Source organism: Chryseobacterium sp., from assembly GCF_008014695.1.
GTDB lineage: Bacteria > Bacteroidota > Bacteroidia > Flavobacteriales > Weeksellaceae > Kaistella.
The window spans coordinates 577,254-603,471 of the sequence record NZ_VOXE01000001.1; the positions used below are offsets into that span (position 1 = coordinate 577,254).

The window sequence follows — 26,218 nt, forward strand, 5'->3', positions numbered from 1 at the left end:
AAAATAGAAGCCTTTCAGTTTTAACTGAAAGGCTTTTTAGTTGTTTACACATTACCGTTAACGAAAATTGTTTCCTTAAGTTTCAATACCCACCTTCTGTAGTGGATTTTGTAATTCTGTAGTAATTTTTTCATAATCGTAATTATTAATTGTTCAAATATACAATGATAATTTGATATTAATATTACATAAGTCTTAAATATTTTTAAATGATCTTTTAAACCTAGTCAATCAGTTTTCTAAAATCATTACAAAATGTGCATCAAGACAGTCTTACATAATTTATTAGAAAAGTTTTATGCTACAGTTGTATCTTTTTTAGAAAAATATTAAAAAAACTAATATATAGGCCTTTACAGAATCTGAGAAAACTTCTGCGTTAAATTTTTTCTGGAGAACTGTACAATATCACGCGTATCAACATTCAATTTTCCGAATTTCCAGTCATTGTATTTTTCCAAGATAAAAGCCTTTAACATTGAGGAATCGTCATATGAGAAATGTTGACCAGCGTGAGTTTCCATAAGAATTTTCTTAACATCGCTGTCTTTGGGACCGAAAGAAATGATCTCTTTTCCGGAGGCCAGGTATTCAAAAATTTTGCCAGGAATAATACCCTTTGAACTTTCATTCGGGAAATTGGTCATCATGAGTACATCAGAAGCCTGCATCTGTAAATTAGCTTCAGAATGCGAAAGATATCCCAGATTTCTTACAGAATTTCTGAGCGCTGAACTGTCAATTTTTTCTAAAATTTTACTGTCAATTTTTCCAACGAACCGCAGTTCAAAATCATTCTTGAAATCTGTGTTTTCCTGAACCATTTCCCCAAGAACTTTCCATAAAATTTCAGGATTTCGCAGCTGTTCCAGCACGCCAATATAACTCAGAACAAATTTTTCTCCGGAATCTTCGGATTTAATGGTCTGTTCAGGAAAAACATCATAACCATTTGTGATACACACTGCATTCGCTCCTTTTTTCCGGAAATTCTCGGCGTCGGTATAACTGGTTGCCAAAGTGATATCGGCTTTCTCAAATACTTTCTGTTCCAGACTGCGGTGCTTACGGTCGGCAGATTTGGTCAGTTTAAGGTGCTGGTAATAGGAAATTTCGGTCCATGGATCGCGAAAATCTGCAATCCATTTAAGTTCCGGGAATTCTTTCTTCAGTTCCAGACCAATCAGGTGCATGGAATGCGGGGGACCTGTCGTGACAAACGCATCAAAATGATTTTCCTTTAGATACTTTTTCAAAAATGTAACGGAAGGTTTTACCCAGAAAACACGGGCATCCGGAATAAAAAAATTACCGCGGATCCAGACTGAAATTTTTGATTTCCAGGACTGGTTTCCGCCGACATCAAACTGTCCGGCTTTGAATTTTTTATTGTCCTTTCCGAACCATTCTGCAAGCTGGTATGGCTCCCAAATCTTCGTTTTTATAATTTCCAGATTCTTCGGGACGTCTTTTTCCAAAGTTTCATCAATGATCGGATAGCTTGGGTTTTCCGGAATGAAAACAGTGGGTTTCCAGCCGAATTCTGGCAGGTACTTTACAAATTTTAACCAACGCTGAACACCGGGACCGCCTGCAGGAGGCCAGTAATAGGTGATGATTAAGATTTTTTTGTTTTCCATATCTTAAACGCTGAAGAAGATTTTTCAGTCTTCCAACATTGAAAGTTTTTCGGAAATGTTTTTCTCCTTTCTTCGGTAAAGCATATAAATCCCAAACGCAGAAAGCAGCACAAACACGCCAAAGCAGATCATCGAAATTATTTTACCAGTTTGGATTACTGCAGGTTCAAAAACCATTTTCACATTATGCGTTCCTGCTGGAACATGTACGGCTCTCAAGAGATAATCAGCTTTGATGTATGGCACTTCCTTTTCATCAACAAAAATTTTCCATCCTTTCGGATAGTAAATTTCTGAGAAGACAGCCAATTGTGGTGTTTTCGACTGGGTTCTAAACTCCAGTTTATTTGCCTCGTATTTGGTCAGTTTTAAAAATGCAGTTGAATCGGGCGCTAAATTTTTTCCTTCGAAATATTTTCTATCGTCATCGGAAACAACCGCTGTTTTTTTCGTGTTCAGTTCACCAATGAGCTGTATTTCTTCGTTTGGAGATTTTACAAACTTCACGTCAGAAACAAACCATGCATTTCCGTTCGTTTTAGGATTAATAACCACCTGCGGATTCTGAGCTTCTCCGAAAATCATGTATTTCGTGTTCAGCAGGTTCAGGATCCGTGGGATCTTTACGGTATCCATCTTGTTGAAATACTGATTGATGAGATCATCGTAACGTCGAAGTTTCACTGCATGATAGCCTCCGATTGAGGACTTGAAATAGGAAGTATTGGTCTCGCTAAAAGTTCCAAGTGTCTGGTTGTAAATCCGATAATGGTTTTTGTCTTTTTCAGCAATCGTTTCCAGAGTTTTGTTTACATTCGCATTGGCCAGAAGCGATTGCAGATTGGCGTTATCGCCTACTTTCTGCATGAGCAGATCTGAATTTTCAGTCTGAAAAGGATTTTCGGTAAAAGTTTTATCGATGAAATTATCGTTGTTCAGATATCTTTTGTTCACGCTCCATAAATCCAGCAGACTTACAAGACCAATAATTATTAAAGCGATATTCTGGCTGAGTTTCTTCTTTAAAGTAAAATATAACACTCCAGCAGTGATTGCTACATAAAGAATGGCTTTGAGCGCATCTGCACGGAACATCGCGAATCTTTCATCTACCAAAAACTCGAGAAGATAGGGGGGAAGGTATGTTTTTTCGTTGGCGGTATGGAAACCCAAAATAGCTTTTCCGAAAAGCAACAGCAAAACGGTGATTCCGAGAACTGCAGCGCTCACATAAATAAGGATTTTCTTTTTGTTTTCTTCGGTTAAGATGTTCTCAGCAGAAGTCTCCGTTTTTTCGGCGGAATTAAAAAACCGATAAAGACCGATGATTGCGATGAGCGGGAACAGCAATTCTACCACGACCAGAATCGAACTTGGCGCACGGAATTTATTATAAAAAGGAACAAAATCGATGAAAAGATCCGAGACGAACATCAGGTTGCTTCCCCACGCCAAAAAAACGGTGAGAATAGATGCTCCCAAAATCCAGTACCGGTATTTTTTCCACGCGAAGAAAAATCCTAAAATGGCCAGAAAGCACACCACAGCACCCTGATAAGCAGGACCCGAAGTTCCGGGCTGTTCGCCCCAATACGTCAAAGATCCAAAACCCTGTGAAATTCTATCCATTTCCTGCTGTGACGAAACATTGCTCTGCACCATTTCCTGAACCTGGCCCATCATTTCTTCGGAACCTTCTTCGTTGCTTGAGCCTCCCATTAACCTTGGAATAAACAAATTCAGGGTTTCAAGTTTGCCGTAACTCCACATCAGCATGCTTTCTTTGTCCATTCCGGATTCTCCCGAAGAATTCACTTCGTTATCAAGGATCTGTTTGCCACGCACTGTTTCTGTAATATATTCAGAATTGGCCAAAATCCGCTGAGCGTTCATTCCAATTCCCAAAACAAACGCGAAAGCCAGCAATCCGGTAGAAATTCCAAAATGTTTCCAGCCGGTTTTCCCCTGAAAAGCACGGATGAGTTCAGAAATAAATAGAAATCCAAGTGCAATAAAAAGGTAATAGGTCATCTGCGGGTGATTCGCTGCAATCTGAAGCCCCATAGATAGAGCAGTCACAATAAACCCAACAATATATTTTTTCCGGATATATACGAGCAGAATTCCGGCCAGAAGCGGCGCAAAATATGCCACTGTATGGATTTTTCCGTTATGCCCGGCGGCGAGCGCAATATAAAAATAGGTGGAGAGTCCAAAAAAAGTTGCCCCCAAAAGTGCATACTTCCAGTTCCTCACGACCACCATTCCGAGCAGAAAAAATCCGGAGAAAAGTAGAAAAATATAATTGGCAGGTTTCGGTAAAAAATTCAGGACATCATCGATTGTTTTCACAAAATCGCCGCGAAACTGCGCGCCCATCTGGTAAGTCGGCATCCCGCCGAACATGGAATCGCTCCAATAGGTTTCTTTACCGTTCTGCGCCCGGTAATCCAACAACTCTTTTGCGCCGCCTTTGTACTGCACAATATCGTGCTGAAACAGCTGTTTCCCTGATAATACAGGATTCGCATATACCAAAGCCAGCACCACGAAAGCGATGAGGCTTGCAATGATGAATATTAATTTTCTGTTTTTTGCCATATTATAATTGATTGCTGAAACTTTGATGAGCTTCCGGAAAGGATTTTCTACTTTTTGTAATCGTTATTTTCTTTAATTTCCTCGTAGTCTACCGTTTCGGCATCCCATTTTACCTTTTGGCTGACCTTTTTGTCGGCTTCTCTGGAATTATCTGGTTCTTTTTTCTGATTGAAAGCAGAAGGGAAATTCCTGTAAAATCTGGTCAGAAAAATCCTTTTCAGGATGTTCCATACAAAAAATATAATTACGGTTGCGAGAATTAACTCCAATAGATATTTCATGATTTCAGAAATATTTAAAATGTTTAAAATTTATTTTGACGCAGGATTCACCATTACCGTTGAATTGGAAACCGATTTCATGTTTTTGGTCTGTTTGCCGTCTGAAAGTGTTTCAACCTGCGAAGTCTTTACGTTAATGTTCTGGTTGGTGATCCAGCCGGATTGTTGGTCCAGCGTTACTGTGCCGGTCTGCGTAAGTTCTGAACTCATGCTTCTGGTAATGCCTTCCTGTGTTCTTTTCTCAGATTTGTATGGAATCCCTCCATTTACGGTGATAACTGCTTTACCATCTCCAACGCTTTTTAAAGCATAGGTAGTGGTCAGTTTTACTTTTCCGTCCGGTGTTGCATTTTCTGTGTGGGTCCATTTCTCTCCAAGTTTTACCCCCTTCTCCGGAATGAGCATTAGATTTTTTGTAAACTGTTCACTCATTGACTTTTCCCCGAAACTGTTTTTAAAGCTTTTCAGAAAATCTGCTTTCGCAGCAGCATCCTTAATAAAAGTTGCTGATGAAGCGGCAACTTTCGTATAAATTGGTTCAAATCCGGTAATTGAAAGGATTTTTCCGTTTTCCTGCATTTTCATCTTCAGTTTGTTACCTACCAAAGCTTTGTTGATGGTCCACATCATTTTCATGTTGTCATCTTTCGGAGCGGACTGCTTGGTATCAACCACCATCGTTTTTCCTCCGGAAGTCTGGGAACTTCTTTTGCCGATCAGATTAATTGTAATATCATAAACTCCTTTATCATAACCATTCACGAGAAAAGACATTTCATCAGTCGATTCACTCGTTCCGCTTTGTGATTCACCGGTTGGTGAAGTAACGGTCTGAACATCGCGCTGATAAGTGGTTAAAGGATAAGTTTTACCAACTTCCAGATTAAAAGACTGTATATACACTCCGGATGAATCTCTGATGGCCATTTTATCTGCTGTATTTTCCTCAGATTTTTCCACCGGAACTTCGACATTAATGGTTTTTCCTGTTGCAGGATCTACCTTAGTGATGGTTTTTGTCTCTTTATTGCAGGAGATTAAAGTGATGGCAAGTATGGCGAATGCTGTAATTTTTTTCATAAATTTTAAGATGGCTTGTAAGCTATGTAGAATTTGGTTTTTAGTTTTTTATTTTAAATTTCCTGCGCTATTTTTTGGCGAACGGCTTCATAAAGTATGGCACCACATGCTACAGAAACATTCAAAGACTGTGTTTTTCCCTCAATCGGGAGTTTGATCTTTTCATCAGCATGATGCATTACTTCCTTGGAAATGCCTGTTTCTTCATTTCCCATCACCAAAGCGCAGGGCTGGGTAAAATCTACTTCGTAAACCGATTTCTGAGCCTTTTCAGTAGCTGCAAAAACCTGTACTCCTGATTGCTGAAGAAAATCCACAGCGTGTGCGAGATTTTTTTCCTTGCAGATTTTCAGATTGTATATCGCTCCTGCAGAAGTTTTAATGGCATCCGAATTAATCGGAGCGGAGCCTTTTTCCGGAAGAATTACCGCATGAACTCCGACGCATTCTGCCGTTCTGCAGATCGCTCCAAAATTCCGAACATCCGTCAGGCGGTCAAGAATCAAAAGAAATGGCGTTTTGCCTTCTTCAAAAAGCTGGGGCAGAATATCTTCGATTTTTTCAAAAGGTACATCAGAAATAAATGCAACTACCCCCTGATGGTTTTTCCGGGTAAAGCGGTTCAGCTTTTCCACAGGAACGTAATTAGGGCGTATTTTATGTTTCCCCAAAAGCTGTTTCAGTTCGTAGTACAAATCTCCCTGCAGCGCATTCTGCATAAAGATTTTATCGATGGATTTTCCTGCTTCCAGTGCTTCAATTACCGGCCGGAGGCCAAATATAAAATCATCTTTTTTGTCCGTCATTTTTTCTTTAATATAATTTGTTCTGACTTGCTGTCATTTTTAAAAAGTTTCCCCCAGAATCGCTCTTTTCTGGGCCAACGCGTAACCATAATGCAGGGTTTCGTGCATGTTGTTAAATATAATCGCATCCTGAATGCTCTTCAGATCCATCCCAAAACTGGTGGTATAAGGGGTGTAATCTGAAAAAAAATCGGCGTCATAATCCTTCATGAGAATTTTTGAAGTTTCCGTGAGCAGAAAAGCGAGGTCGTCAACTTCCGACTGCTGCACGTTCAGATTCGGCATGGTCCCTTTTTTATAGGTTTCAATCCAATACTTATCTATGCGGAAAGGATTTCCGCTCAAGTAATAACACAACAACTGCTGCGTGGCCACTGTGTGGGCAATATTCCAGTAAATATTATTGTTGAAACCATCCGGAATGCTTAGCAAATCTTTATGGGACGTATTCTGAAGAATTTCCAGAAGGTTTTTTCGGATCTGCCGGTGCGCCTGAAAATGATAATTCATTTGAGCTAATTTTAATCGACAAAAATAAGTTAATTAACTGAACATCACAATTTGTTGCGGCAGGTTATGAAGTATTTCAGCAGATTTTAAGAAAACTTTTAGTTTTAAGGCATACAATAAGCTAAAATTATCAAAAACCTTATGAACAGGGCAGATTATTTAACAAATTTTAACTCAAAATTGGCATTGATTTAGTAGATTGTTGCAGGTATTTATCAGAAATTTACACTTTAATTTTAAAACTCTATGTCAGAACTACATCAAGCCGAAGATATCAGACAGCTAACCGAAAAAGTAAGAGAGCAGAATTACTTTTTTTCACTTTTAAAACAGGAAATCAACAAAGCAATTATCGGACAGGAATACATGATAGACCGTTTACTGATCGGTCTTCTTGGCAATGGCCATGTTCTTTTGGAGGGAGTACCGGGTCTTGCAAAAACCCTAGCGATCAAAACGCTGGCCGATGCAGTTCACGGCGAGTTTTCCAGAATCCAATTTACGCCCGATTTACTTCCGGCAGATGTAGTGGGGACGCAGATTTACAATATCAGGGAAAATGATTTCTCCATTAAAAGAGGCCCCATTTTCGCGAATTTTGTTCTGGCAGACGAGATCAACCGTGCGCCATCAAAGGTTCAGTCGGCTTTGCTTGAAGCGATGCAGGAAAAACAGGTAACAATTGGGGATGAAACCATGGCACTTCCCAAACCTTTTTTGGTTCTTGCAACACAGAATCCAATCGATCAGGAAGGAACTTACATTCTTCCGGAAGCGCAAAGTGACCGTTTTATGCTGAAGTGTAAAATTGACTATCCTGAATTTGAGGATGAAAGAAAAGTAATGAGAATGGTTGCAACAGCTCATCAACCACAAATCAGACCTGTGATCTCTCTTGAAAATGTGGTAGAAGCAAAAAATCTCATCAACCAGATCTATCTCGACGAGAAAATTGAAAAATATATCCTTGATATGGTTTTTGCAACTCGTTTCCCGGAACGTTACGGCCTTGCCGAACTTAAAAATTACATTAGTTTCGGAGCTTCTCCGAGAGCTTCCATCAATCTGGCAATTGCATCGCGGGCGATGGCATTTCTGAAAAACCGGGCATTTGTGATTCCGGAAGATGTGAAAGAAATTGCCAAAGATGTCCTGAGACACCGTATCGGACTGAGTTTCGAAGCGGAAGCCGAAGAAATTACCGCAGAAGAAATTATAGACCGGATTTTGGGCAAAGTTCAGGCGCCATAATTAAAAGATTCATTCAATTATATTAAAAACCCATTACCTCATATTTAAGACTTTAAATGCAGATCAAAGACATCATTAAAAAAGTAAAGCAGATTGAAATTCGCACCCGAAAAAAATCGGAGGCTGCTTTAATGGGTCAGTATCACAGTGCATTTAAAGGACAGGGAATGACCTTCTCAGAAGTCCGACCCTATCAGTCCGGAGATGAAATCCGAAGAATCGACTGGAACAAAACAGCCCGTTTCCGGGAACCTTATGTAAAGGTGATGGAGGAGGAAAGGGAGCTGACGATGATGCTGGTTGTGGATATTTCCGCGTCAATGGATTACGGCACCAAAACGCAGCTTAAACGGGAGTTTGTAGCTGAAATTTGCGCAAGTTTGGGATTTTCAGCGGTCGGTAACAATGACAAAGTGGGTTTGATTCTCTTCGCTGATAAAGTGTACAAAGTAATCCCGCCCCGAAAAGGACGTAAACATATTCTGGCGATCATCAGCAATATTCTTACGGTAGATTATATTCCTGCTCCCTCCAAAATTGATGCGGCCATGGAATATATGATGGGTATTTTCAAGAAGAAATCACTCGTGTTCCTTTTTTCTGATTTTGAAGATGAATATGATTCGAAAATGTTGCGCGTAGCTTCAAAAAAGCATCAGGTTTTAGGAATGCGCATCTTTGATGAGAAAGATAATGAAATCCCCAATGTGGGATACTCGTTATTCACTGATGCAGAAACCGGAAAACAGATTTGGGCGAATACTTCCAGCTCGAGATGGCGGTATGATTTTGCGGAAGCCCAGAAACAGAAAGTGAAAAAAGTGGAGGAGGATTTCGAAAATTCTTCCGCCGGCTTTATGAATATGAATACCGGAGAGGACTATTCAAAATTCCTTTACCAGTATTTCAGAAAAAAATGACAGCATGCATGATGATAAAGAATAACAGCAGAATTTTAAAAAATATTTCCCTTTTTACATTTATTTTCCTCGGTGTTTTTGCCAATTCGCAGACACTGGGTTCCAGATTGGAGAAAAAGACGCTTGCCCTTGGAGAAGTAGTAGTATTTCGGGTTTTGATTTCCGATCTTCAAGGCAAGGATGTGGTTTCCGCGCCAAAAAATGAGCTTTTACCCTTCCATTTTGAAGAGGTGAAAGACAGCATCAATAAAAAACCAGATGTTTACGAAAGAACCATTGAATTTGCTGTGTTTGAAGAAGGTAAATTCACCATTCCCCCGTTGGATTTTAAAATTGGCGGAGAACTTTACCAAACCGTTCCATACGAAGTGGAAGTCATCAATACTGCACAAAAAGGTGACGTGATTAACGACATTATGAAAAACAAGGAGGTGAATCTTGGAGTTCAGGATTACTGGCAACTTTACAAATGGTATGTTCTAGGATTTTTAATTCTTGTCGCTTTAATTTTTGTTATTTATCAGATCGTCAAATATGGGAAACGTAGGAAAGATTCGCCGGTTGTAATGACCAACCAGACCCTGAAGGATCTGGACCAGCTGAAGAAGAAAAAATACATCGAAAATGGCGATTACCGCTCATTTTACGTTGAACTCATCGATATTTCCAGAAATTTCATCACCAAACAATACCGCATTCCGGCAGATGTTCTGCTTACCGATGATCTGATTGATGTAATGAAGATGAACAATACCATTTCTCAGGAAAATGAAAAGGTAGTAGAAGAGATTTTTCTCCGGGGCGATCTTGTTAAATTTGCCAAAACATTTCCGGATCAGGCTCTTATGGAAAATGATTTTGAGAATATAAAGGCCTTTGTCAAAAGATCATCTAAGGATCTCGAATTTGAAAAACTGAGAAAAGATGTTTAATGCCTTCAACGACTTCGAATTTTACAGTCCGTGGTTTTTACTGCTATTCCTGCTGTTTATCCCTTTGCTGATAAGAGATATCAGCAGCAAAAAGAGAGCGGGTATCAAAGTTCCGAGCACAGCAGAAATGAAGGAAAGTCAGGGGATTGTCTTTGTACTTTTTCTGCTGAAAATTTCAAAATATCTAATTCTTACCTGTCTTGTTATTGCGATGGCAAGACCTCGGACTTTTTCTATATCAGAGGATTACAACGCCAATAAAGGGATTGACATTATGCTCTCGGTAGATGTGTCTTACAGTATGCTTGCAAAAGATTTGGATCCGGACCGACTGACGGCTCTGAAAAAAATTGCAAGAAGTTTTGTCGAGAAACGACCTGCCGACAGAATTGGTTTGGTTGCTTATTCAGGAGAAGCATTTACTAAAGTTCCCGTAACTTCAGATCATTCTGTACTGATTGAAGAGCTTAACAATCTCAACCCATTGGAACTGGAGCAGGGAACCGCAATTGGCGAGGGCCTTTCGGTGGCGGTAAGTCATTTGAAAGACAGCAAAGCCAAATCCAAGATTATTATTTTAATGACAGACGGCGTAAATACGATTGAGAACGCAATGCCTCCTCAGGTCGGTGCTGAACTGGCCCGCAGTAATAATATTAAAGTATATTCAATTGGAATTGGAACCAACGGTTACGCATTGATGCCAACACAATTAGGTCCCTTTGGAGACCTTATTTTTACTGAAGCAGAAGTGAGGATTGATGAATCTGTTTTACGGGAAATTGCACAGACCACGGGCGGAAAATATTTTCGTGCAACATCCAATCAAAGTCTTGAAGAAGTCTACAACGAAATTAACCAGCTGGAAAAGACGGATGTAAAATCAGCAAAAATCTATCATTATCAGGAATATTTCCGGACCCTGCTGTTTATTGCGCTCGCGGTTTTAATAATAGATGCGTTTCTGCGCTGGTATTTATATAAATTTTTGAATTAATGGATTGGTATATTGAAAATTACTGGCTCTTTTTGCTGCTGTTGCTTTTTCCGGTGCTGGTTTTCCTAATTGTTCAGTTTACAAAATGGAAAAAGAACAAGAGGTTAAATTTTGCGGAAGAGAAATTCCATCAGGATCTTTTTGAAAAAAAGTCGAAATTTTCGGCGGTTTTACCGGTCCTGTATCTGACAGCCGTTTTATTTCTGATATTTTCGATCATCGATCTTCTGAAAGGCTCCGAAGATGTGAAGACCCTGCAGAAAATGAACAATGTTATTTTTGTGCTGGATGTTTCCAATTCCATGAATGCCGAAGATATTCAACCCAACCGATTAACGGAAGCCAAAAATATCATTATTGGGACAATGGATAAAATGAAGAATGACAAAGTCGGGATTGTGGTTTTTGCGGGCGATGCTACTTCTGTGATGCCTTTAACCACCGATTATTCCACTGCAGAAACCTATATTGGTGGACTCGAAACAAATATTATGAAAGTTCAGGGAACTGATTTCCTGAAAGGAATGCAGGTTGCGTCGGAGAAATTTAAAAATGTAGCAAAAGGATCACGTAAGATTGTTCTGGTGAGCGACGGCGAAGACAATGAAGGTAATGAAGATGCAGCCATAAAAGAAGCTAAGAGAGAAGGAATGACTGTTATAACAGTTGGAATCGGTACCGATGAAGGCGCGCCGGTTCCGGAATATGCCTTCGGACAGTTAATGGGTTATAAAACCGATCTGAATACCGGCGAAACCGTAATTTCTAAAAGGCAGACCGAAGCGCTGAGAAAAATCGCTTCTTCTACGGAAGGTTCCTATATCGACGGGAATAATCTGGAACAGGCTTCGCAGGAAATTGTTGATGCACTTAACAGGAAAAACACCTCTTCAGAAACACTTATAAAATCTCAAAATGCCATTCATTATTACCAGTATTTTTTGGCGGTTTCTCTTTTCTTTTTTTTGGTTATTTATTTATTCAATCCGAAAAAAGATCTCAATATTTGATGGTTCAATTCTTGTAAACCCTTTAAGCCCTTTATTTAACCCAATTTTAACATTTAAACCCCTGTTTCTTAACATTTAAACGAATAATTTTGTATCATGCGTAATAAATTTTCTTTTCTCACGTTATTAATGATTTTTTTCGCCGGTAATGTATCGGCACAGGAAAATTATAATACCCTCATTTTTGAAGGCAATAACGATTTCGACAGGAAAAATTATGATGCAGCCGCTTCCAAATATCTGAAAGCCATCGGCGAAAATAATAAAGATTTCACTGCCCATTACAATCTTGGTAATGCTCTGTATAAAAGTAAAAAGTTTGAAGAAGCGAAGGCAGAGTTCGAAAAAGCGCAGGATCTTTCCAAAAATTTTGCCGATAAAGCTGCCGCCCTTCACAACCTGGGAAATTCATATATGCAGACAAATAATGCCGAAAAAGCTGCTGAATTTTACAAAAAATCCCTGAAGCAGGATCCTTACAACGAAGCTACACGGAAAAATTATGAGATTGCGAAGCTGAAGGAAAAAGAAAATCAGCAGGAGAAAAATCAGGATAAATCCGGCGGCGGAGGCGGTAAAGGAAATAAGAAAGATCAGCAGGAAGGTGAGGGCGATAAGAAACAGAAAAGCGGAGGAAACGGTGATGAACAAAAAGGAAACGGTGACGGAGAAAATCCGGATAAAAACCAAAATCCCAGGAACAGCATGCCGAAAGAACTTCAGGATGCTTTGCTGAACAGAGTAGCCAATAAAGAAAGGGAAACAGCCAAAAGAATTTTAAACAAAGGTTCCTATTCGGTGCCGGAAAGCAATGCTAAAGACTGGTGATGAAACAGAAGATCTTCTTTTTCTTCCTTAATTTTATGGCTGTAGCTTCTTACGGTCAGGTAACTTTGGTGCCCGTTATAGAAGGAGAGGATTTCAAGGTAAACCAACGGTTCAACATTACTTATGTTCTTGAAATAAAAGGAGACAGCTACATTCAGGAAACACCTCTGCAGCTTCCGGATTTTTCGAAATTCAACATGATCGGCACCGCATCTGATCAGAAGACTTATGCTGACCCCAAAAAGAACTTCATCATCAACCAGATTATTTATCAGGTGGTTCTGGAGCCAAAGCAGTCCGGAACCATTAAAATAGGTTCTGCGAGGGTGATCGTAAATGGTGAAATTTACCGAACCGAGCCTTTTGACATCTATATTTCCCCGGCTGAAAAAACAGCAGTCGCTGTAACAAAACCAGCGGACGATATTTATCTGAATCTGGAGATTGAAGACAGAGTGGTCTATAAAAACCAGCCAACCATAGCGGTTTTGAAAGCGTATTCTAAAAATTTCGATAATTTCCGGAAGGTAAAGAATATTCAGACTCCGCAACAGCACAATGTAAATTTCAAAACGGTCAGCAACCGGAAATCTGAAATTGAAACAACCGGAAACCTATCTTCACAGGTAATTGCGGTGTATATGATTTTCCCGAAAGAAAGCGGGAAGGTTTCTGTAAAATCTGTTTCGGCGATGATAAAAAATACCGTTTCCGAAAATAAAATCCTTTCCAATAAAGTAAATCTGAATGTTAAAGATCTTCCGAAGGAAGCCCCGGAAAGTTTTCGAAATGCCGTAGGGAATTTTAAAGTTCAACTCATTAACCGTTCCGAAGGAAAAGTAGAAACAGACAAACCCATCAATGTAACCGTGAGGCTTTCCGGAGAGGGAAATCTTGGAAATATAAAACTTCCCGCCATACTTGAATCTGATCATTATAAAGTATTTCCGTCGAAAATCATCAATCATATCAAGACCGGAAAAACCGGCATGAAAGGTGAAGTATTGGCAAATTACATCATTGTTCCTCAAAAACCTGGATCAATTTCCATACAGACTGACGAATTCAGTTTTTTTGATCCATCTGAGAAAAAATATGTTTCGTTACCGCCTCAAACTATTGAAATCAGTGCTTTTACCCATGCGGAAATTCTGGATGACCAAACCACCTTGGAAAAGGTGAACAATTATACCAACACTGTTCTGGAAACGGTAAACAGTCCCGTAATTCATACTTCGAAACTGAAGGTTAAGGAAAATGCCGGCATCAACTGGAACGCTGTACTCCTGAATTTCGGAGTGTTTTTCGGGGTCGTGCTGTTGGGTTTCCTGTACCGCAGACATCAGCGGAAACAGAAAGCACTTGTCATGCAAAAAGTATCAATGAAAGCTAAAGCTTCGGGAAGTGTAGCGGACAGAGAAAATGAAATTCGGAGCCAACAGAATGTTGAGCTCAGCGCATATTTTATTTATTTGGAAAAACAGCTTAAAAACCGTGAATGGGAAGGTTTCTTTAAAACTTTTGAGGAAATGAAGCTTGAAGTCAGAAAAAGTTTTTCAGCGGAAAATGAATCGGAGTTCAGAAATATTCTGGAAAGGGAGAGAGGCCCAAAAATTACCGAAGAATATCGGAATCTTATTCAGAGAATTCAAATTGAAAGATTTGCGCCGCTACATCTCGAAGAAAATATCATCGAAATATACGATCAGACGGTTGAATTATACTCCCAAATTAGCAAATAACCATTTTTTATTTATAATTTTGCGAAATTAATAATGAGCAATGTTTGAATTTTTCAGTTTAAAGGAAACACTTACCACTACGATGGTTCTGTTTGCGGTAATCGATATCGTAGGGTCCATCCCGATTATTGTAAGCCTGAAGCAGAAATTCGGAAAAATTGAAGCAGAACGTGCCACCATAGTTGCGTGTGTCCTCATGATCGCCTTCCTTTTTATTGGTAATAATATCCTGAAGTTCATTGGTGTTGATGTGAATTCTTTCGCGATTGCGGGAGCGTTTGTCATTTTCATCATCGCAGTTGAAATGATTCTGGGTATTGAGATTCAAAAAAATACCGAATCCAAATCGGCATCGATCGTTCCTATTGCATTTCCGCTGATAGCAGGAGCCGGAACCTTAACCACAACGCTTTCGCTGCGTGCGGAATATCATGACATCAATATCATTGCAGGCATCATCCTGAATACAATTTTTGTATATTTGGTGCTGAAATCAGCCAACTGGCTCGAACAGAAAATGGGCGACGGGACTTTGCAGGTTTTGCAGAAAGTTTTTGGAATTATCCTCCTCGCAATTTCCATTAAATTGTTCACTGCTAATTTTGCACAGCTGTTTTCGACCTATGTTAATTTTTAAAAAATCTTAGATCATGCAGACCATTTACAAAGTATTTTTAGTGCTTTTCTTAATATTTATCGCCTTCAATCTTTATGTGATCGAGTGGGACCTCGGAATTATGCATGAAGAAAATTCAAAATTCATCTTGTCAATTTCTGCTGCAGTAATCGGTATTATTTTGCTTTTTGCCCTGAATACCTGGAGCAAGCTGACTGTAAAAAAATAATTCAGCTGTAAAAAGCTAGATTTTTTAGGATTGCTTGTGATTTCAGTTCAGTTTCCTGCCATTCTTTTTCCGGGATGCTGAGCGTGGTTATTCCACCGCCAACAAAAAGTTTTGTGGCATTTTTGTAGAATTTTGCACAGCGTAGATTTACAAAATACAGGATATCTTCTTCCTTTTCAATTCTGATGTAACCTGCATAAAATTCCCTCGGATATCTTTCAAAATTTGCAATTGCTTTTTTACAAAAATCTCTCGGAATTCCGCAAACCGCAGGAGTTGGATGAAGTTCGGAAATTAAATTTTCAAGATATTTTTCTTCTGTTTTTATTTTAAAATCGGTTCTTAAATGTTTAATATCTCCCGAAATATGATCGTAAGTTTCGGAAGAATGAATTTTTGAATTGTATTTTTCTAAAATTTTTAAAATATAATCAGAAACAGGTTTTTGTTCCTCGATTTCTTTCTCCGTCCAGTTTTCTTTTACAGGAAGCGTTCCCGCCAAACTCATCGTTTCAAAATCCTTATTTTTTTTGTTGAATATTCCGAGAATTTCAGAAAAAGCGCCTATCCAACAAACTCCGTTATCCAAAAAGAAGTAAACAAAGGCATTTGGATAATTTTCACATAAATTCAAAAAAGTTTGAGACAGATTAATTTTTTTTTCGGGAAATTCGTTTATTTTCTGTCGGGAATAGACCAATTTTTGGAGCGAATTTTCGTTTATGAAATCGATAACTTCCTTAAGTTTAGTTAAATATTCGTCTTTACTTTCTTGTTTAAAATCAAGGATCTCGCTATTAATTTCATCAGAAAATTTTTGGTTCTGAAGAATTTCTTCTTTCTTAATTTCAACTATATTCCCTTTAAAATCTAACCTTTCAAATTCATCAAATGAAACAACACTGATGGCAGTTTCAGAACTATTTCCGTGAACGGAATAATATTTATCGTTAAAAGGCAGTTTGAATAAAATCATTGGACATTAATAGGAAGCCCGAAATTAATCTAAAAAATTTGCATAAAAAAAATTTTGCAGCTTTTTAAAAAAACATAACCAATTCCGAAGAGATAACTGTATTCTGTAAATCCTTTTTCATTGGTTAAAATATTGAAGTTAAACTCTTTGTTTTTTAATTGCAGTTTGTCCAAAGTATGGGTTTGGACTTCTGCAAACAATTTAATTTTTGGAACAATCCGATATTCTAACCCGAAAGTGCTTCCAATGCTTACATTTTGGCTTTTAAAATCGGCTAATTGCGAGAGCACATCGTTCTCAGGTGCCAGAAACTGCATTTTGTAGCTGGTTTTGTTTAAGGAGAATCCCACAAAAGGTGTAATTTTTTTCCAATCGTACTTTACTTTAAAAATTGCCACCCATTCCGAATGTCGGTTGTTGAATTTCTGAAAAAGCAGGGGTTCGTCTTTTTCCGTAAAATAAAAACCGTTCAAAATCGTATCATCTTTATTGCCGTCCAAATCGAAAGTGGAATTCCAAAGATGGTATTGCAAACCTGTGGAAAAGGAAAAATTCGGGAAGAAAAAATACCGCTGAACTTCAATACCAAAACCATATCCAAGCTGTGCTTTATCGCTAAAATCTTTAAAAAATTCATTTTTTTTAATCCCGGCAAAAGCATTTCCGGAGAAATTCCATTTTTTCTCTTCTTTTATCATTTGCTTTTCGGTCGTTAATTCTTTTTTCTCTTCCACATACACGGTATCGTGAATAATTTCTTCCTCATAAACAATGATGGTATCGTTTTGAGCTTTTACAGTAATTGAAAAAATAATGAGCAAAAACAAGAATAGTCGGGAAAAAGGCATGTTATTTATTTTTTTTGATGAAAATGGTTTCCCGTTTAATGATTTTTTTCACGATGATCACTTTGTTTCTTTGTTTGGCTTGCATGGTATCTGAAATTGGAATAATTTCAACAGCTTTTTCTTGATCAGAAAATGGGCTCGCTGCAAATAAAGTGTTTTGTGTAGGTTCTTTACTGGGAACCTTTTCTGCAATTTTTACAGATTTTTTGGCAGGGGTTTCTGTAATGTCAAAATTTTCAGAAGTTTTTATTTCTGCAATTTCAGAAGGAAATTTTTCATTTATTTGCTTAGCAGGTTTGATGTCATTCTCTATTTTCACCGGAGCATTAACTGTCGTTTTCGTGGATTGAGTATTTATTTTATTAAAAAAGAAAAGGGAAGAAAAAACGGTGAAGATTAACACTAGAAATGCAACGGCTTTTATCGAAGGTTTTTGTTGGTGTTTTTTTACTTCGTAAGGGATATTTCCAAAATTTTCAGATAAAGTTGGTCTTTGAGGATGGATCCTTAAAGCTGAAAGTTTGTTTCGATACATTTGCGCCCAAACTAAATTTCCGAAACCTAAAAATACAAGTAGCAAAACTCCTTTTTTTCGTCTTTTTTGTTCTGTAGAAGAAGACCTACTTTCCAAAAGATAATGCCGGATCGATTTTTTGGCACGTAAAAGATGAGATTTTGAAGTGTTGAGATTAATGTCAAGGTGTTTACAAATATCGGAATGGCTGTAATGGTCGATAAAATACATATTGAAAACCGACTTTTGCAGAAAAGGAAGCTGATCGATGGAAGCCAATAATTCTTCCGAAGAAAAATCATACGCCAAAACCTCGTTCTGTTCAAAAGCAGTAGAATTATTATCCGACATAGCTGGAATTTGTTGAGTTTCTATAGACACAAATTGGGTTTTTGCAGTTTTTTTTAAAAATTGCAAGGCATTATTAATCACGATTTTCTTCAGCCAACCCGAAATGTTTTTGTCATCTTTCAGTTGATGCACATTTTGAATAGCGGTAATAAAACTCTCCTGAAGAATATCTTCCGCTGCATAAACATCGGCAACATACCTTCGGCAAACCCCCAAAAGTTTGGGTGATAATTGCGTGTAAATATGGTTCCAGTCTTTGTTTTGCACTTTTTAGTTTTGGACGACGAAAATCGAACGAAATGAACCATTTGGAATAGAAGTTCCTGTAATACTTTGGGTAATAACATTATTTATGTACACTTTATAAGAATTTTGTTTTGTCTTAATCAAATAAACATTGTTATTAAGTACAAACATATCAGAAATCACATAATAATCATTATCAACAGGTACAATTATGTGATTATTATTTTTATAATAATAATTATTCAAATATGATGATGAAATATACAGATCATTCGTGTATTTATCAGTAATAAACTTTCCTTCTGATAAATTTGGGTTTGAAATTGTATCTACAAAATAGTTAACATTTGTATTTGTATTGTTATAATAAAATGTACTGTTTGGACCTGTTGTTTCATGTTTATTATATAAAACCAATACTCCTTGATTTGTCTTTACAAAACCATGCATCCAACTTGCATTGACCGGGAAAAATGTATTGTCTATAAAATAACCCACCGGAAAAGAACTGCTTATATAGACATGATTGTCGAAATAGGCAATTTCATCAGGAAAAACTGGGTTGGAGTTTTGGTACACAATATTTTTTACATTATTTTTCCAAAAACAAAGTTCATATTGTAAAGCAGGAGGGGCTGTTACATTTTTAAACATACCTGTAATATATGTTTCATCATTACTAACCGTAAAATCGGTAATAGTATAATTTGATCCAGCAGCAATGTTTAAATACTGTTCAATATCATATTTTACGTTATTCTTCCAAAAAAAAGATTTTCCGTTTTGGTATGAGGAACCAAAGACAAAAATATTATTATTTTCTATTATTATTTTTGAGAGAGAGATGTTATCGCCAAATGGTAACACATGCTTCACATTATTTTTCCAATAACATGCTTGATTAAATTCAGATCCGGCAACATACACATCCACAGAATTCATCAATTTTTTCTCGTCTGGTAAAACTTCATCTCTGGAACAAGACGAAAGAAATAAGAGTAAAAAAGCAAAGGGCAAAAAAAGCGTTTTCATACAAATTAGTTTTGGTTCTTACTTATAAGATTCAAAAAAGTAAAAAAGTTGCAGAAAAATAAAAAAACCTTTCAAAATTTGCTTGAAAGGTTTAGATGATTTTTTAAATCAAGATAACTTATTGCGCGGAATGATATTGTTGGTCATTGTGGTATGATTGATCAGGCTGCCCTTTTCGTCCCGGATTTCTATCTCAGAAACGTGCATTGTATTACCTCTTCTGATGAATCTGGCGGTTCCGGTTACCATTCCGTGGCGTTTGCTTTTCAGGTGGTTGGAGTTGATGTTTGTTCCCACGGGAACCACTTTTTCAGCATCCACGCTGATGTATGAAAGACACGAACCCAAAGTTTCGGCCAAAACACAGCTTGCACCGCCGTGAAGAATTCCGTAAGGCTGATGCACTTTCGGCGTTACAGGCATCGTTGCGGTAAGGGTTTCCTCTGTAACATCTGTGAAAATAATATTGAGCGTTTTTCCGAGGGTTTCTTCACCCCAGTTATTCAGCATTTCAAGAATTTCTCTTTTTTTTGAATTATCCATTTTTAGTACGGGTGTATATCTAATAAATTTTGGGATTCCAGTTTTCAGGATTTTTTGGAGTAATTTTTTTGTAATATTCCTGCATTTCCTCCATAATGCTTTCAAAACTGCGGGTTTCCAGATCGTGAACAGTGATGATTTTGCCCAAATAAATGATTTTGTGTTTAAAGTCCCCGGCAGCGACCACAATCGGGACTTTTGCTGCCAAAGCCATATGGTAGAAACCTTTCCGCCATTTCGGAACCCAGCTTCTTGTTCCTTCCGGCGTAATTACCAGACTGAAACTGTCTTTCTTAAATTCATCCACTACAAATTTAATGAGGTCGTTTTTCTGGCTTCTGTCAATACCAATACCGCCCAAAGCTCTGACTATGGAACCGTACCAAGCTTTGGTGTGTTCGTCTTTAATAATAATTTTCAACGGTTTATCCAGCGCCCAGTACGCCAGATTTCCAAGGAGATATTCCTGATTGGAAGTGTGTGGCGCCACAACCAGAATACAGCGGTCCAGATTATTCACATCGCCTTCCAATACAATCTTCCAGCCCACAATCCACATCATCAATTTCCCGATCAGTTTCTTCATTTTTTTTAATTTTTTAAACAAAAAAGTATAACCAAATTTTGGTTATACTTACAAATATATCGAATTAATAATTGTTCTTAAAATAAACTGCTTACGAAATCAACGACTTTTATTGCGATTTCAACTACAAACTGTACCATGATTTTTTTGTTTTAAGGTTAATTTATTTGATATTCAAAATTAACAGTACGAATTTAATAATTATTTTCTAATATAACCGAAATCAGTATGTTAAATTTTAATTAAAATTTTGTTTTTAATGATGAACAAGCGAAAAGCGAAATTTTTTATTTGATTAAAAGCATTCGCTTTTACACTTATCCACTCTCATTATTTGGTTTTAATGGAAATTTCTTTTTTGCCGTTTTTAATGGAGATGTCCACATCCTGAAGTTTGTCGAAATCCAGTTTCATGGAATCAATCACTTTATCGGCAGCAGCTTTCGGCATTTTTTTACCGTTAATGATCACGCTGTCTTTATCATTAGAATCATACTGAATAGTAGAACCGTTGATCTTGATCTTATTGTTTTCAATTACCACATCGTTGCTGTCGTCATCGTCGTCTGTTCCGTCTCCGTTTAAATCACCTTCTATTTGAAGACCATTCTCTTTAACTTTAAAGACTTTTGTATCCTGAGGAACTACGAGTTCGTAAGTCACATTGTAATCCCGGAAACGCTGCTGGTAAGGATATTTAACGAAATTGGGAAGCAGAATTTTATTGTCCTGGATTTCCACCGGAACGGTCAGCTGAACCGGCACATTATAACCTTTTCCTTCTTTTTTAACAATAAGGTAAGGTGCTGTGATATCGGCTTTTCTCGTAACTTCAACATAAGGATAGTCTTCCTCGTACACCATTTTTTTGTCTGAGAAAATATCATCGTCATACGCTGTAAAGTTCTGCGGAATGTTAATCTGTTTTACATCTACATAAAGACTATCTGAAGTCGTATTGATGGCAATATTTTCTGTTTCTTCTTTATCCCCTTTATAAATCATGTCTTTTTTAGCCATGTTGATTCCGAAATAGGTTCCGAAAGCCAAAAGAATAAGGAAAAGTGCTCCAACAACGTATCCTACATTTCTCAGCTGCGTTTTCGGCGAAATTAATTTTATGGCCATCAGACTGAAAAGCAGGGCAGGAATTAAAGTTCCGATCAACATCATGGCGTAGAGAACGTTATTCATTCCGTCATCTTCAAAAAGGAAATTGAATTCATTCATTCCCGGGAAATCAGGATTTCCGAAAAGACCGAAGATGAAAAATGCTCCGATGATGCTTCCCAATGCCATTAAGGCAAAAATACTTCCTAGGACATAACGAATTACATTCCAGATTCCGCTTCCTGCATTGTTGATATAGGGTTTGTTTTCCGTATAAATTTCTCCGACTCTTTGCGTGGATTCATTTGCAAACTGAACCAGTTTGTTGGATTCACTTTTTAAATTGTCGAAATTCATCGGCTTTCCCTTCATTTTCAGAAAATCTGTGGCCGTTTCTGCCTTAGGCAGAACGATCCACAGAATTATATAGATGAGAATGATGAGGGAAGTGGAGATGGCGGCGGTAAAGATCCCTAAAACTGCTATTCCAAGCCAAATGGCACGCATTGCGGTAATGTCCATTCCAGTGTAATGCGCTAAACCAGCACAGACTCCGGCGATTTTTTGTCTTTCCGGATCGCGGAAGAGCTGTTTTGCGCCGCTGTAATTTGCAGAAGTACGTCCGTTTTTTGTATTTTTTTCGGAAAAATAAGCTTCTTCCTGTTCTTCAATCACTTCGGGTTTCCCGATCTGGGCAATAACTCTTTCCACATCGACATCATTGATGACTTCACGTTTACCTAAGGTATCCTTGAAGATTTCAACCATTCTGATCTCGATATCGTGCATCACTTCATCCGCTTCAGAAACATCCAGAGAACTTCTGAGTGCAGCAAGATAGTCGCTTAACTTGATATATGCATGTTCCTCAATGGTGAATGAGAAACCTGCTAGTCCTATTGAGAGTGTTTTGTTCATTGTATTTAGTTTATAGTTTTTAGAGTAATTTGATTCACGGAATCGGTAAGATCGTTCCAAGTGTTCAGAAGTTCGGTGAGAAACAGTTGACCTTTTTCGGTGATCTGGTAATATTTTCTCGGTGGACCTCCTGTGGATTCTTCCCATCGGTAGGAAAGAAATTCGCCGTTTTTCAATCTGGTGAGGAGCGGGTAGAGCGTTCCTTCCACCACATCCAGTTTTCCTTTTTTGAGTTCGTCGATCAAATCAGAAACATACATTTCTCTTTTGTCAATAAGACTCAAAATACAGAATTCCAGAATTCCTTTTCGCATTTGCGCTTTGGTGTTTTCTGTGTTCATTTTGTGAGGTTATTATTTGGTTTTAAAATTGGTGTTTTATTACGTTAAAAGTTATACCCTTAACTTTACATGGCAAAGATATGTAAATAAATTAGTATTATGCAATACAAAGTAGTGAAATAATTTTAGAAAAATATATAACTGATTGATTTTCAATGATAATAATTTTTAAAACAGGATTTTATTTGACATATTTATAAAACTTGAGATCATCAATACCGTTAATTAGAATTGTTGAACCGTTTTTCAGCAGATAGATTCTGTTGGAAACATCCATTACCTGTTCATACTGATGATCCGATATAATGACTCCTTTGGTTTTGCATTGAGTAGTGAGTAATCATTTGATTTCATCAGTCATTTGGGGAGCGAGACTTTGGAATGGCTCGTCGAGGAGGATAAATTTACTTTCAGAATAAAGGATGAGCAGGATTTCGATGAGTTTAAGTTCACCGCCGGAAAGTGTTCTTGGTTTTGAGTCGAGAAAAGGGGAAATAAAGGGATGCAGAAAAAGTTTTTCAGCATTTTCCCTGTTCGTGAAAACTTTAATACTGTTTTTAATTTTTACATGAGCGGGAAGAAAATGATACTGTGGAAGAAAAGAAATCATTCCGCGGTTTTGGCTGACATTTTTCAGAATAACACCATCAATCCTCACAAATTTGGTGTCAGCAGTTTCCAGACCTGCAATAATTTTTAAAAGAGTTGATTTCCCCGAACCGTTCCGGCCGAGTAAGCCCACGACTTCGCCGCTAGTACAGCCGATAAAAATATCCTGAAGTATTTTTTTATCCTTAAAGGTTTTGGTGATGCTGTCGGCATGAAGACTACTCATAACATTCCGGTAATTAATTTTACGAAAACACTTATAGCAATCGTGGAAATCCACAAAATTTTCCGGGAGAATCCTAAGTTTGCGTAGAAGACATATTCATTTGCAAACCTTGCTTCATATATGAAATAATGCATCAGAGGCGCAATAACCAAAAATGATATTCCGGCAGCATTAATATTAAATGAAGAACCGATGAATAAAGCTAAAAAAGAAAACAGAAACGCAGGAATCATGATTCTGCTGTAGAACATCCGTAATATGTTGATCTTTTTTATCAATTTTGAAATTAAATCCGCTCCAGTTCCTCTGCCGAAATCTGTGTTTTAAACATGCCGTAATTCACGGTGACCTTCTGGTTTTTGTCGATTTTTTCAATGGTTCCGACTGAAGTGGAGCCTGAAATTCTTACTCTTTGTCCGATTTTCATCCATACTGCGCGGTCTTTTACCCGTTTGTCCTCCAGTTTTTCGTTTGTTTCGGCTATTTTCTCAATCACATCTGTTTTTTTAAGCTGCTGTGTGATTTTCCGTTTTACGATCTGCAGTTTCTTGGTTTCATCTTTGTCTGAGCCCAGTTTGCGGAATTTCTCCTGTTCCAGGATTTTTACGAAATCTTTTACAACGTCTTTCCGCGATTTTCCTTTCACATAAGAATCAATAAACCCTTCAATCTTGTTTCCGAACTGCAGTTTGCGGTGTTCCTCCTCATACAGTTTCTGAAAATTAAAGAGTTTCTGCTGCAGCTGTTCGTTCAGTTTTTCCAGATTCTCCTTTTTATTCTGGGTCGAATCGCGTTTTTCCGTAAGGTCGGTTTTCAGTTTTTCGACCTCAAACTTTTCCTGCTGCAGTTTTACGATCGTTTTATCGAGATTAATGATATCGTGCTCTACCTTTTTCTTGGCAGCGTCGATGATGTATCGCGGAATTTTATTTTTTTCCGCCACTTCAAATGTAAAAGAACTTCCTGCCTGTCCGACTTCCAATTTGTACAGGGGCTCCAGCGAATGTTCATCAAAGAGCATGGCCGCATTCTGCGCGTTCGGGAGCTGTTCTACGACCAGTTTGATGTTCGTGTAATGTGTGGTGATAATTGCAAAACTTTTGTTGTCATAGAAAAATTCCAGAAAAGCTTCAGCCAAAGCACCGCCGAGTTCGGGATCGGATCCGGTTCCGAACTCATCGATGAGCAAAAGGGTCTCCGCATCGGATTCCCGGATGATTTCGGCCATTTTTTTCAGGCGTGAAGAATAGGTGGAAAGGTGGTTCTCGATGGACTGATTGTCGCCAATGTCCGTCATGATCTTGTCAAAGAAAAACATCTCAGATTTAGGATGTACCGGAACCAGAATTCCGCTCTGGATCATGAGCTGCAGCAGTCCGACGGTTTTCAGCGTAATGGACTTTCCGCCCGCATTCGGTCCGGAAATACACAGGATCCGGTTGTGCTCCGTTAACGTGAGCGACTGCGGGAAAATTTCCTTTTTTTCGACCTGATTTCTGAGATAAAGCAGCGGATGAAAGGCATTGACGAGGCGAAGCGTTTTGTGGCGGTTGATTTTCGGCAGGATTCCTTTTATTTTTTCTGAAAATTTGGCTTTGGCTCTCGTGAGGTCCAGATCAAAAATATAGGCTTGATATTCGGCAAGCTGCGGCTGGAATTCTGAAATTTCTGCCGTAAGTTTCCTGAGGATTTTGTCGACTTCTTTTTTCTCTTCCTCAATGTCTTCGCGAAGTTTGAAATGGTGTTTCACCACCGTATCCGGTTGCATAAAAGTGATCGAACCGGTCTTTGAGACGCCGAGAACTCTTCCGTTCACACGTTTTTTATATCCCGATTTCACCGCCAAAACCCTTTGGTCATCAATAATGCTTTCGCGGATGTCGTCCAAATAATCGGTGGAGGATAATGCGGTAAGTGCTTTGTTGAAATTTTCCTGAATGGCTTTTCTGGCGTGGGAAATTTCGGCTCTTAAAACTTTCAGAATGGGGGAGGCTTCACTTTTTACTTCTCCGAAACGGTTGAAGACCTTGTCGATCTTCTCAATTATTTCTTTCCGGAATTCGAGAACTCTAACATCGTTATTCAGATGTTCAAAAACACCTTCGAAAACAGGATAAAATTTTTGAAGTTTCCCGATTTGCTCCGTCAGATTTTTGATTTTGATGAAAGCAGGATTATCGAGCCGGAAATTCTCAATAAGCATGAGTTGAAGTTCCTCTTCGATATCATCGTATTCATTGAAAGGTATGGCGTTGTCGCTTTCAAAACTCGTCAGAAATTCTGAGGTTTTTTTTAATGAAATTACCGCTTCTTCCAAAGGAAGAGGCTTCAGATTCTGGATTTTTTCTGCGGTTTTATGAGAATAGGCAAACGGGGAAATTTCCGAAAGCAGTTCCGGAAATTCAAGTTCTTCTAATTGGTCTTTTGTAATATGCACGAAGCAAATTTAATGATTATTTGAGAATGGGCGCTTAT

At 38.1% G+C, this 26,218-nt stretch carries 25 protein-coding genes; 9 read left to right on the forward strand and 16 right to left on the reverse strand.

What is annotated here, in order from left to right; all coding sequences use genetic code 11:
- Positions 1-353 precede the first annotated feature (353 nt).
- From FUA25_RS02780 to FUA25_RS02805, 6 genes are read right to left on the reverse strand one after another with little or no spacing between them, the layout of a single operon-like run.
- Positions 354-1,640: a glycosyltransferase family 4 protein gene (locus tag FUA25_RS02780; protein ID WP_147755363.1), complete on the reverse strand. Its 1,287-nt coding sequence runs from the start codon at positions 1,638-1,640 to the stop codon at positions 354-356.
- Between the two features lie 24 nt (positions 1,641-1,664).
- On the reverse strand, positions 1,665-4,241 hold the full coding sequence (locus tag FUA25_RS02785; protein ID WP_147755364.1) for a YfhO family protein: 2,577 nt from the start codon (positions 4,239-4,241) through the stop codon (positions 1,665-1,667).
- A gap of 47 nt (positions 4,242-4,288) precedes the next feature.
- Positions 4,289-4,522, reverse strand: a complete 234-nt coding sequence (locus tag FUA25_RS02790; protein WP_147755365.1) for a hypothetical protein — start codon at positions 4,520-4,522, stop codon at positions 4,289-4,291.
- Positions 4,523-4,552: 30 nt separating this feature from the next.
- Positions 4,553-5,602: a DUF6263 family protein gene (locus FUA25_RS02795; RefSeq protein WP_147755366.1), complete on the reverse strand. Its 1,050-nt coding sequence runs from the start codon at positions 5,600-5,602 to the stop codon at positions 4,553-4,555.
- 53 nt (positions 5,603-5,655) lie between these two features.
- A complete protein-coding gene (rlmB, locus tag FUA25_RS02800; RefSeq protein ID WP_147755367.1) occupies positions 5,656-6,408 on the reverse strand; it encodes a 23S rRNA (guanosine(2251)-2'-O)-methyltransferase RlmB in 753 nt (250 codons plus the stop codon).
- A 39-nt stretch (positions 6,409-6,447) separates the two neighbouring features.
- A complete protein-coding gene (locus tag FUA25_RS02805) occupies positions 6,448-6,918 on the reverse strand; it encodes a DinB family protein (RefSeq protein ID WP_147755368.1) in 471 nt (156 codons plus the stop codon).
- A gap of 246 nt (positions 6,919-7,164) precedes the next feature.
- Between FUA25_RS02805 and FUA25_RS02810 the strand changes: the two genes are divergently transcribed.
- The 9 genes from FUA25_RS02810 (at position 7,165) to FUA25_RS02850 (ending at position 15,443) form a co-directional block, all read left to right on the forward strand.
- Positions 7,165-8,169 carry an AAA family ATPase gene (locus FUA25_RS02810; RefSeq protein ID WP_147755369.1) on the forward strand — a complete coding sequence of 335 codons (1,005 nt, stop codon included), beginning with the start codon at positions 7,165-7,167 and terminating at the stop codon, positions 8,167-8,169.
- A gap of 56 nt (positions 8,170-8,225) precedes the next feature.
- Positions 8,226-9,089, forward strand: a complete 864-nt coding sequence (locus tag FUA25_RS02815; RefSeq protein ID WP_147755370.1) for a DUF58 domain-containing protein — start codon at positions 8,226-8,228, stop codon at positions 9,087-9,089.
- An 11-nt stretch (positions 9,090-9,100) separates the two neighbouring features.
- Positions 9,101-10,021 carry a hypothetical protein gene (locus tag FUA25_RS02820; RefSeq protein ID WP_410493458.1) on the forward strand — a complete coding sequence of 307 codons (921 nt, stop codon included), beginning with the start codon at positions 9,101-9,103 and terminating at the stop codon, positions 10,019-10,021.
- Positions 10,014-11,018: a VWA domain-containing protein gene (locus tag FUA25_RS02825; RefSeq protein WP_147755371.1), complete on the forward strand. Its 1,005-nt coding sequence runs from the start codon at positions 10,014-10,016 to the stop codon at positions 11,016-11,018. The genes FUA25_RS02820 and FUA25_RS02825 overlap by 8 nt, the downstream gene beginning before the upstream one ends.
- Positions 11,018-12,028 (forward strand): vWA domain-containing protein, encoded by a 1,011-nt coding sequence (locus FUA25_RS02830; RefSeq protein WP_147755372.1) that lies wholly within the window; start codon positions 11,018-11,020, stop codon positions 12,026-12,028. The genes FUA25_RS02825 and FUA25_RS02830 overlap by 1 nt, the downstream gene beginning before the upstream one ends.
- A gap of 129 nt (positions 12,029-12,157) precedes the next feature.
- Positions 12,158-12,856: a tetratricopeptide repeat protein gene (locus FUA25_RS02835; RefSeq protein ID WP_228411629.1), complete on the forward strand. Its 699-nt coding sequence runs from the start codon at positions 12,158-12,160 to the stop codon at positions 12,854-12,856.
- Positions 12,856-14,598, forward strand: coding sequence for a BatD family protein (locus tag FUA25_RS02840; RefSeq protein WP_147755374.1), 1,743 nt, complete (start codon positions 12,856-12,858; stop codon positions 14,596-14,598). Before FUA25_RS02835 ends, FUA25_RS02840 begins: the two co-directional genes overlap by 1 nt.
- Before the next feature lie 40 nt (positions 14,599-14,638).
- Complete coding sequence (locus FUA25_RS02845; protein ID WP_147755375.1) at positions 14,639-15,235, forward strand: MarC family protein; 597 nt, start codon at positions 14,639-14,641, stop codon at positions 15,233-15,235.
- Positions 15,236-15,248: 13 nt separating this feature from the next.
- Entirely contained in the window at positions 15,249-15,443 is a 195-nt protein-coding gene (locus FUA25_RS02850; protein ID WP_147755376.1) for a hypothetical protein, read from the forward strand.
- A 1-nt stretch (position 15,444) separates the two neighbouring features.
- On the opposite strand, the gene FUA25_RS02855 is transcribed toward FUA25_RS02850, so the two are convergent.
- From FUA25_RS02855 to FUA25_RS02900, 10 genes are all read right to left on the reverse strand, one after another.
- Positions 15,445-16,419: a chorismate-binding protein gene (locus tag FUA25_RS02855; RefSeq protein WP_147755377.1), complete on the reverse strand. Its 975-nt coding sequence runs from the start codon at positions 16,417-16,419 to the stop codon at positions 15,445-15,447.
- A 29-nt stretch (positions 16,420-16,448) separates the two neighbouring features.
- Positions 16,449-17,267 carry a hypothetical protein gene (locus FUA25_RS02860; protein WP_147755378.1) on the reverse strand — a complete coding sequence of 273 codons (819 nt, stop codon included), beginning with the start codon at positions 17,265-17,267 and terminating at the stop codon, positions 16,449-16,451.
- A gap of 1 nt (position 17,268) precedes the next feature.
- Positions 17,269-18,399 (reverse strand): RNA polymerase sigma factor, encoded by a 1,131-nt coding sequence (locus FUA25_RS02865; protein ID WP_147755379.1) that lies wholly within the window; start codon positions 18,397-18,399, stop codon positions 17,269-17,271.
- 3 nt (positions 18,400-18,402) lie between these two features.
- Complete coding sequence (locus FUA25_RS02870; protein WP_147755380.1) at positions 18,403-19,410, reverse strand: hypothetical protein; 1,008 nt, start codon at positions 19,408-19,410, stop codon at positions 18,403-18,405.
- A 108-nt stretch (positions 19,411-19,518) separates the two neighbouring features.
- Positions 19,519-19,953: a PaaI family thioesterase gene (locus FUA25_RS02875; protein ID WP_147755381.1), complete on the reverse strand. Its 435-nt coding sequence runs from the start codon at positions 19,951-19,953 to the stop codon at positions 19,519-19,521.
- A gap of 19 nt (positions 19,954-19,972) precedes the next feature.
- Positions 19,973-20,539 carry a 1-acyl-sn-glycerol-3-phosphate acyltransferase gene (locus FUA25_RS02880; protein WP_147755382.1) on the reverse strand — a complete coding sequence of 189 codons (567 nt, stop codon included), beginning with the start codon at positions 20,537-20,539 and terminating at the stop codon, positions 19,973-19,975.
- Between the two features lie 330 nt (positions 20,540-20,869).
- The gene (locus FUA25_RS02885) at positions 20,870-22,567 is read right to left on the reverse strand and encodes a PspC domain-containing protein (protein ID WP_147755383.1); all 1,698 of its coding nucleotides are present in this window, start codon (positions 22,565-22,567) and stop codon (positions 20,870-20,872) included.
- 5 nt (positions 22,568-22,572) lie between these two features.
- The gene (locus FUA25_RS02890) at positions 22,573-22,908 is read right to left on the reverse strand and encodes a PadR family transcriptional regulator (RefSeq protein ID WP_147755384.1); all 336 of its coding nucleotides are present in this window, start codon (positions 22,906-22,908) and stop codon (positions 22,573-22,575) included.
- Between the two features lie 340 nt (positions 22,909-23,248).
- Positions 23,249-23,743 carry an ATP-binding cassette domain-containing protein gene (locus FUA25_RS02895; protein WP_147755385.1) on the reverse strand — a complete coding sequence of 165 codons (495 nt, stop codon included), beginning with the start codon at positions 23,741-23,743 and terminating at the stop codon, positions 23,249-23,251.
- 286 nt (positions 23,744-24,029) lie between these two features.
- Positions 24,030-26,180, reverse strand: coding sequence for an endonuclease MutS2 (locus FUA25_RS02900; RefSeq protein ID WP_147755386.1), 2,151 nt, complete (start codon positions 26,178-26,180; stop codon positions 24,030-24,032).
- Positions 26,181-26,218 lie beyond the last annotated feature (38 nt).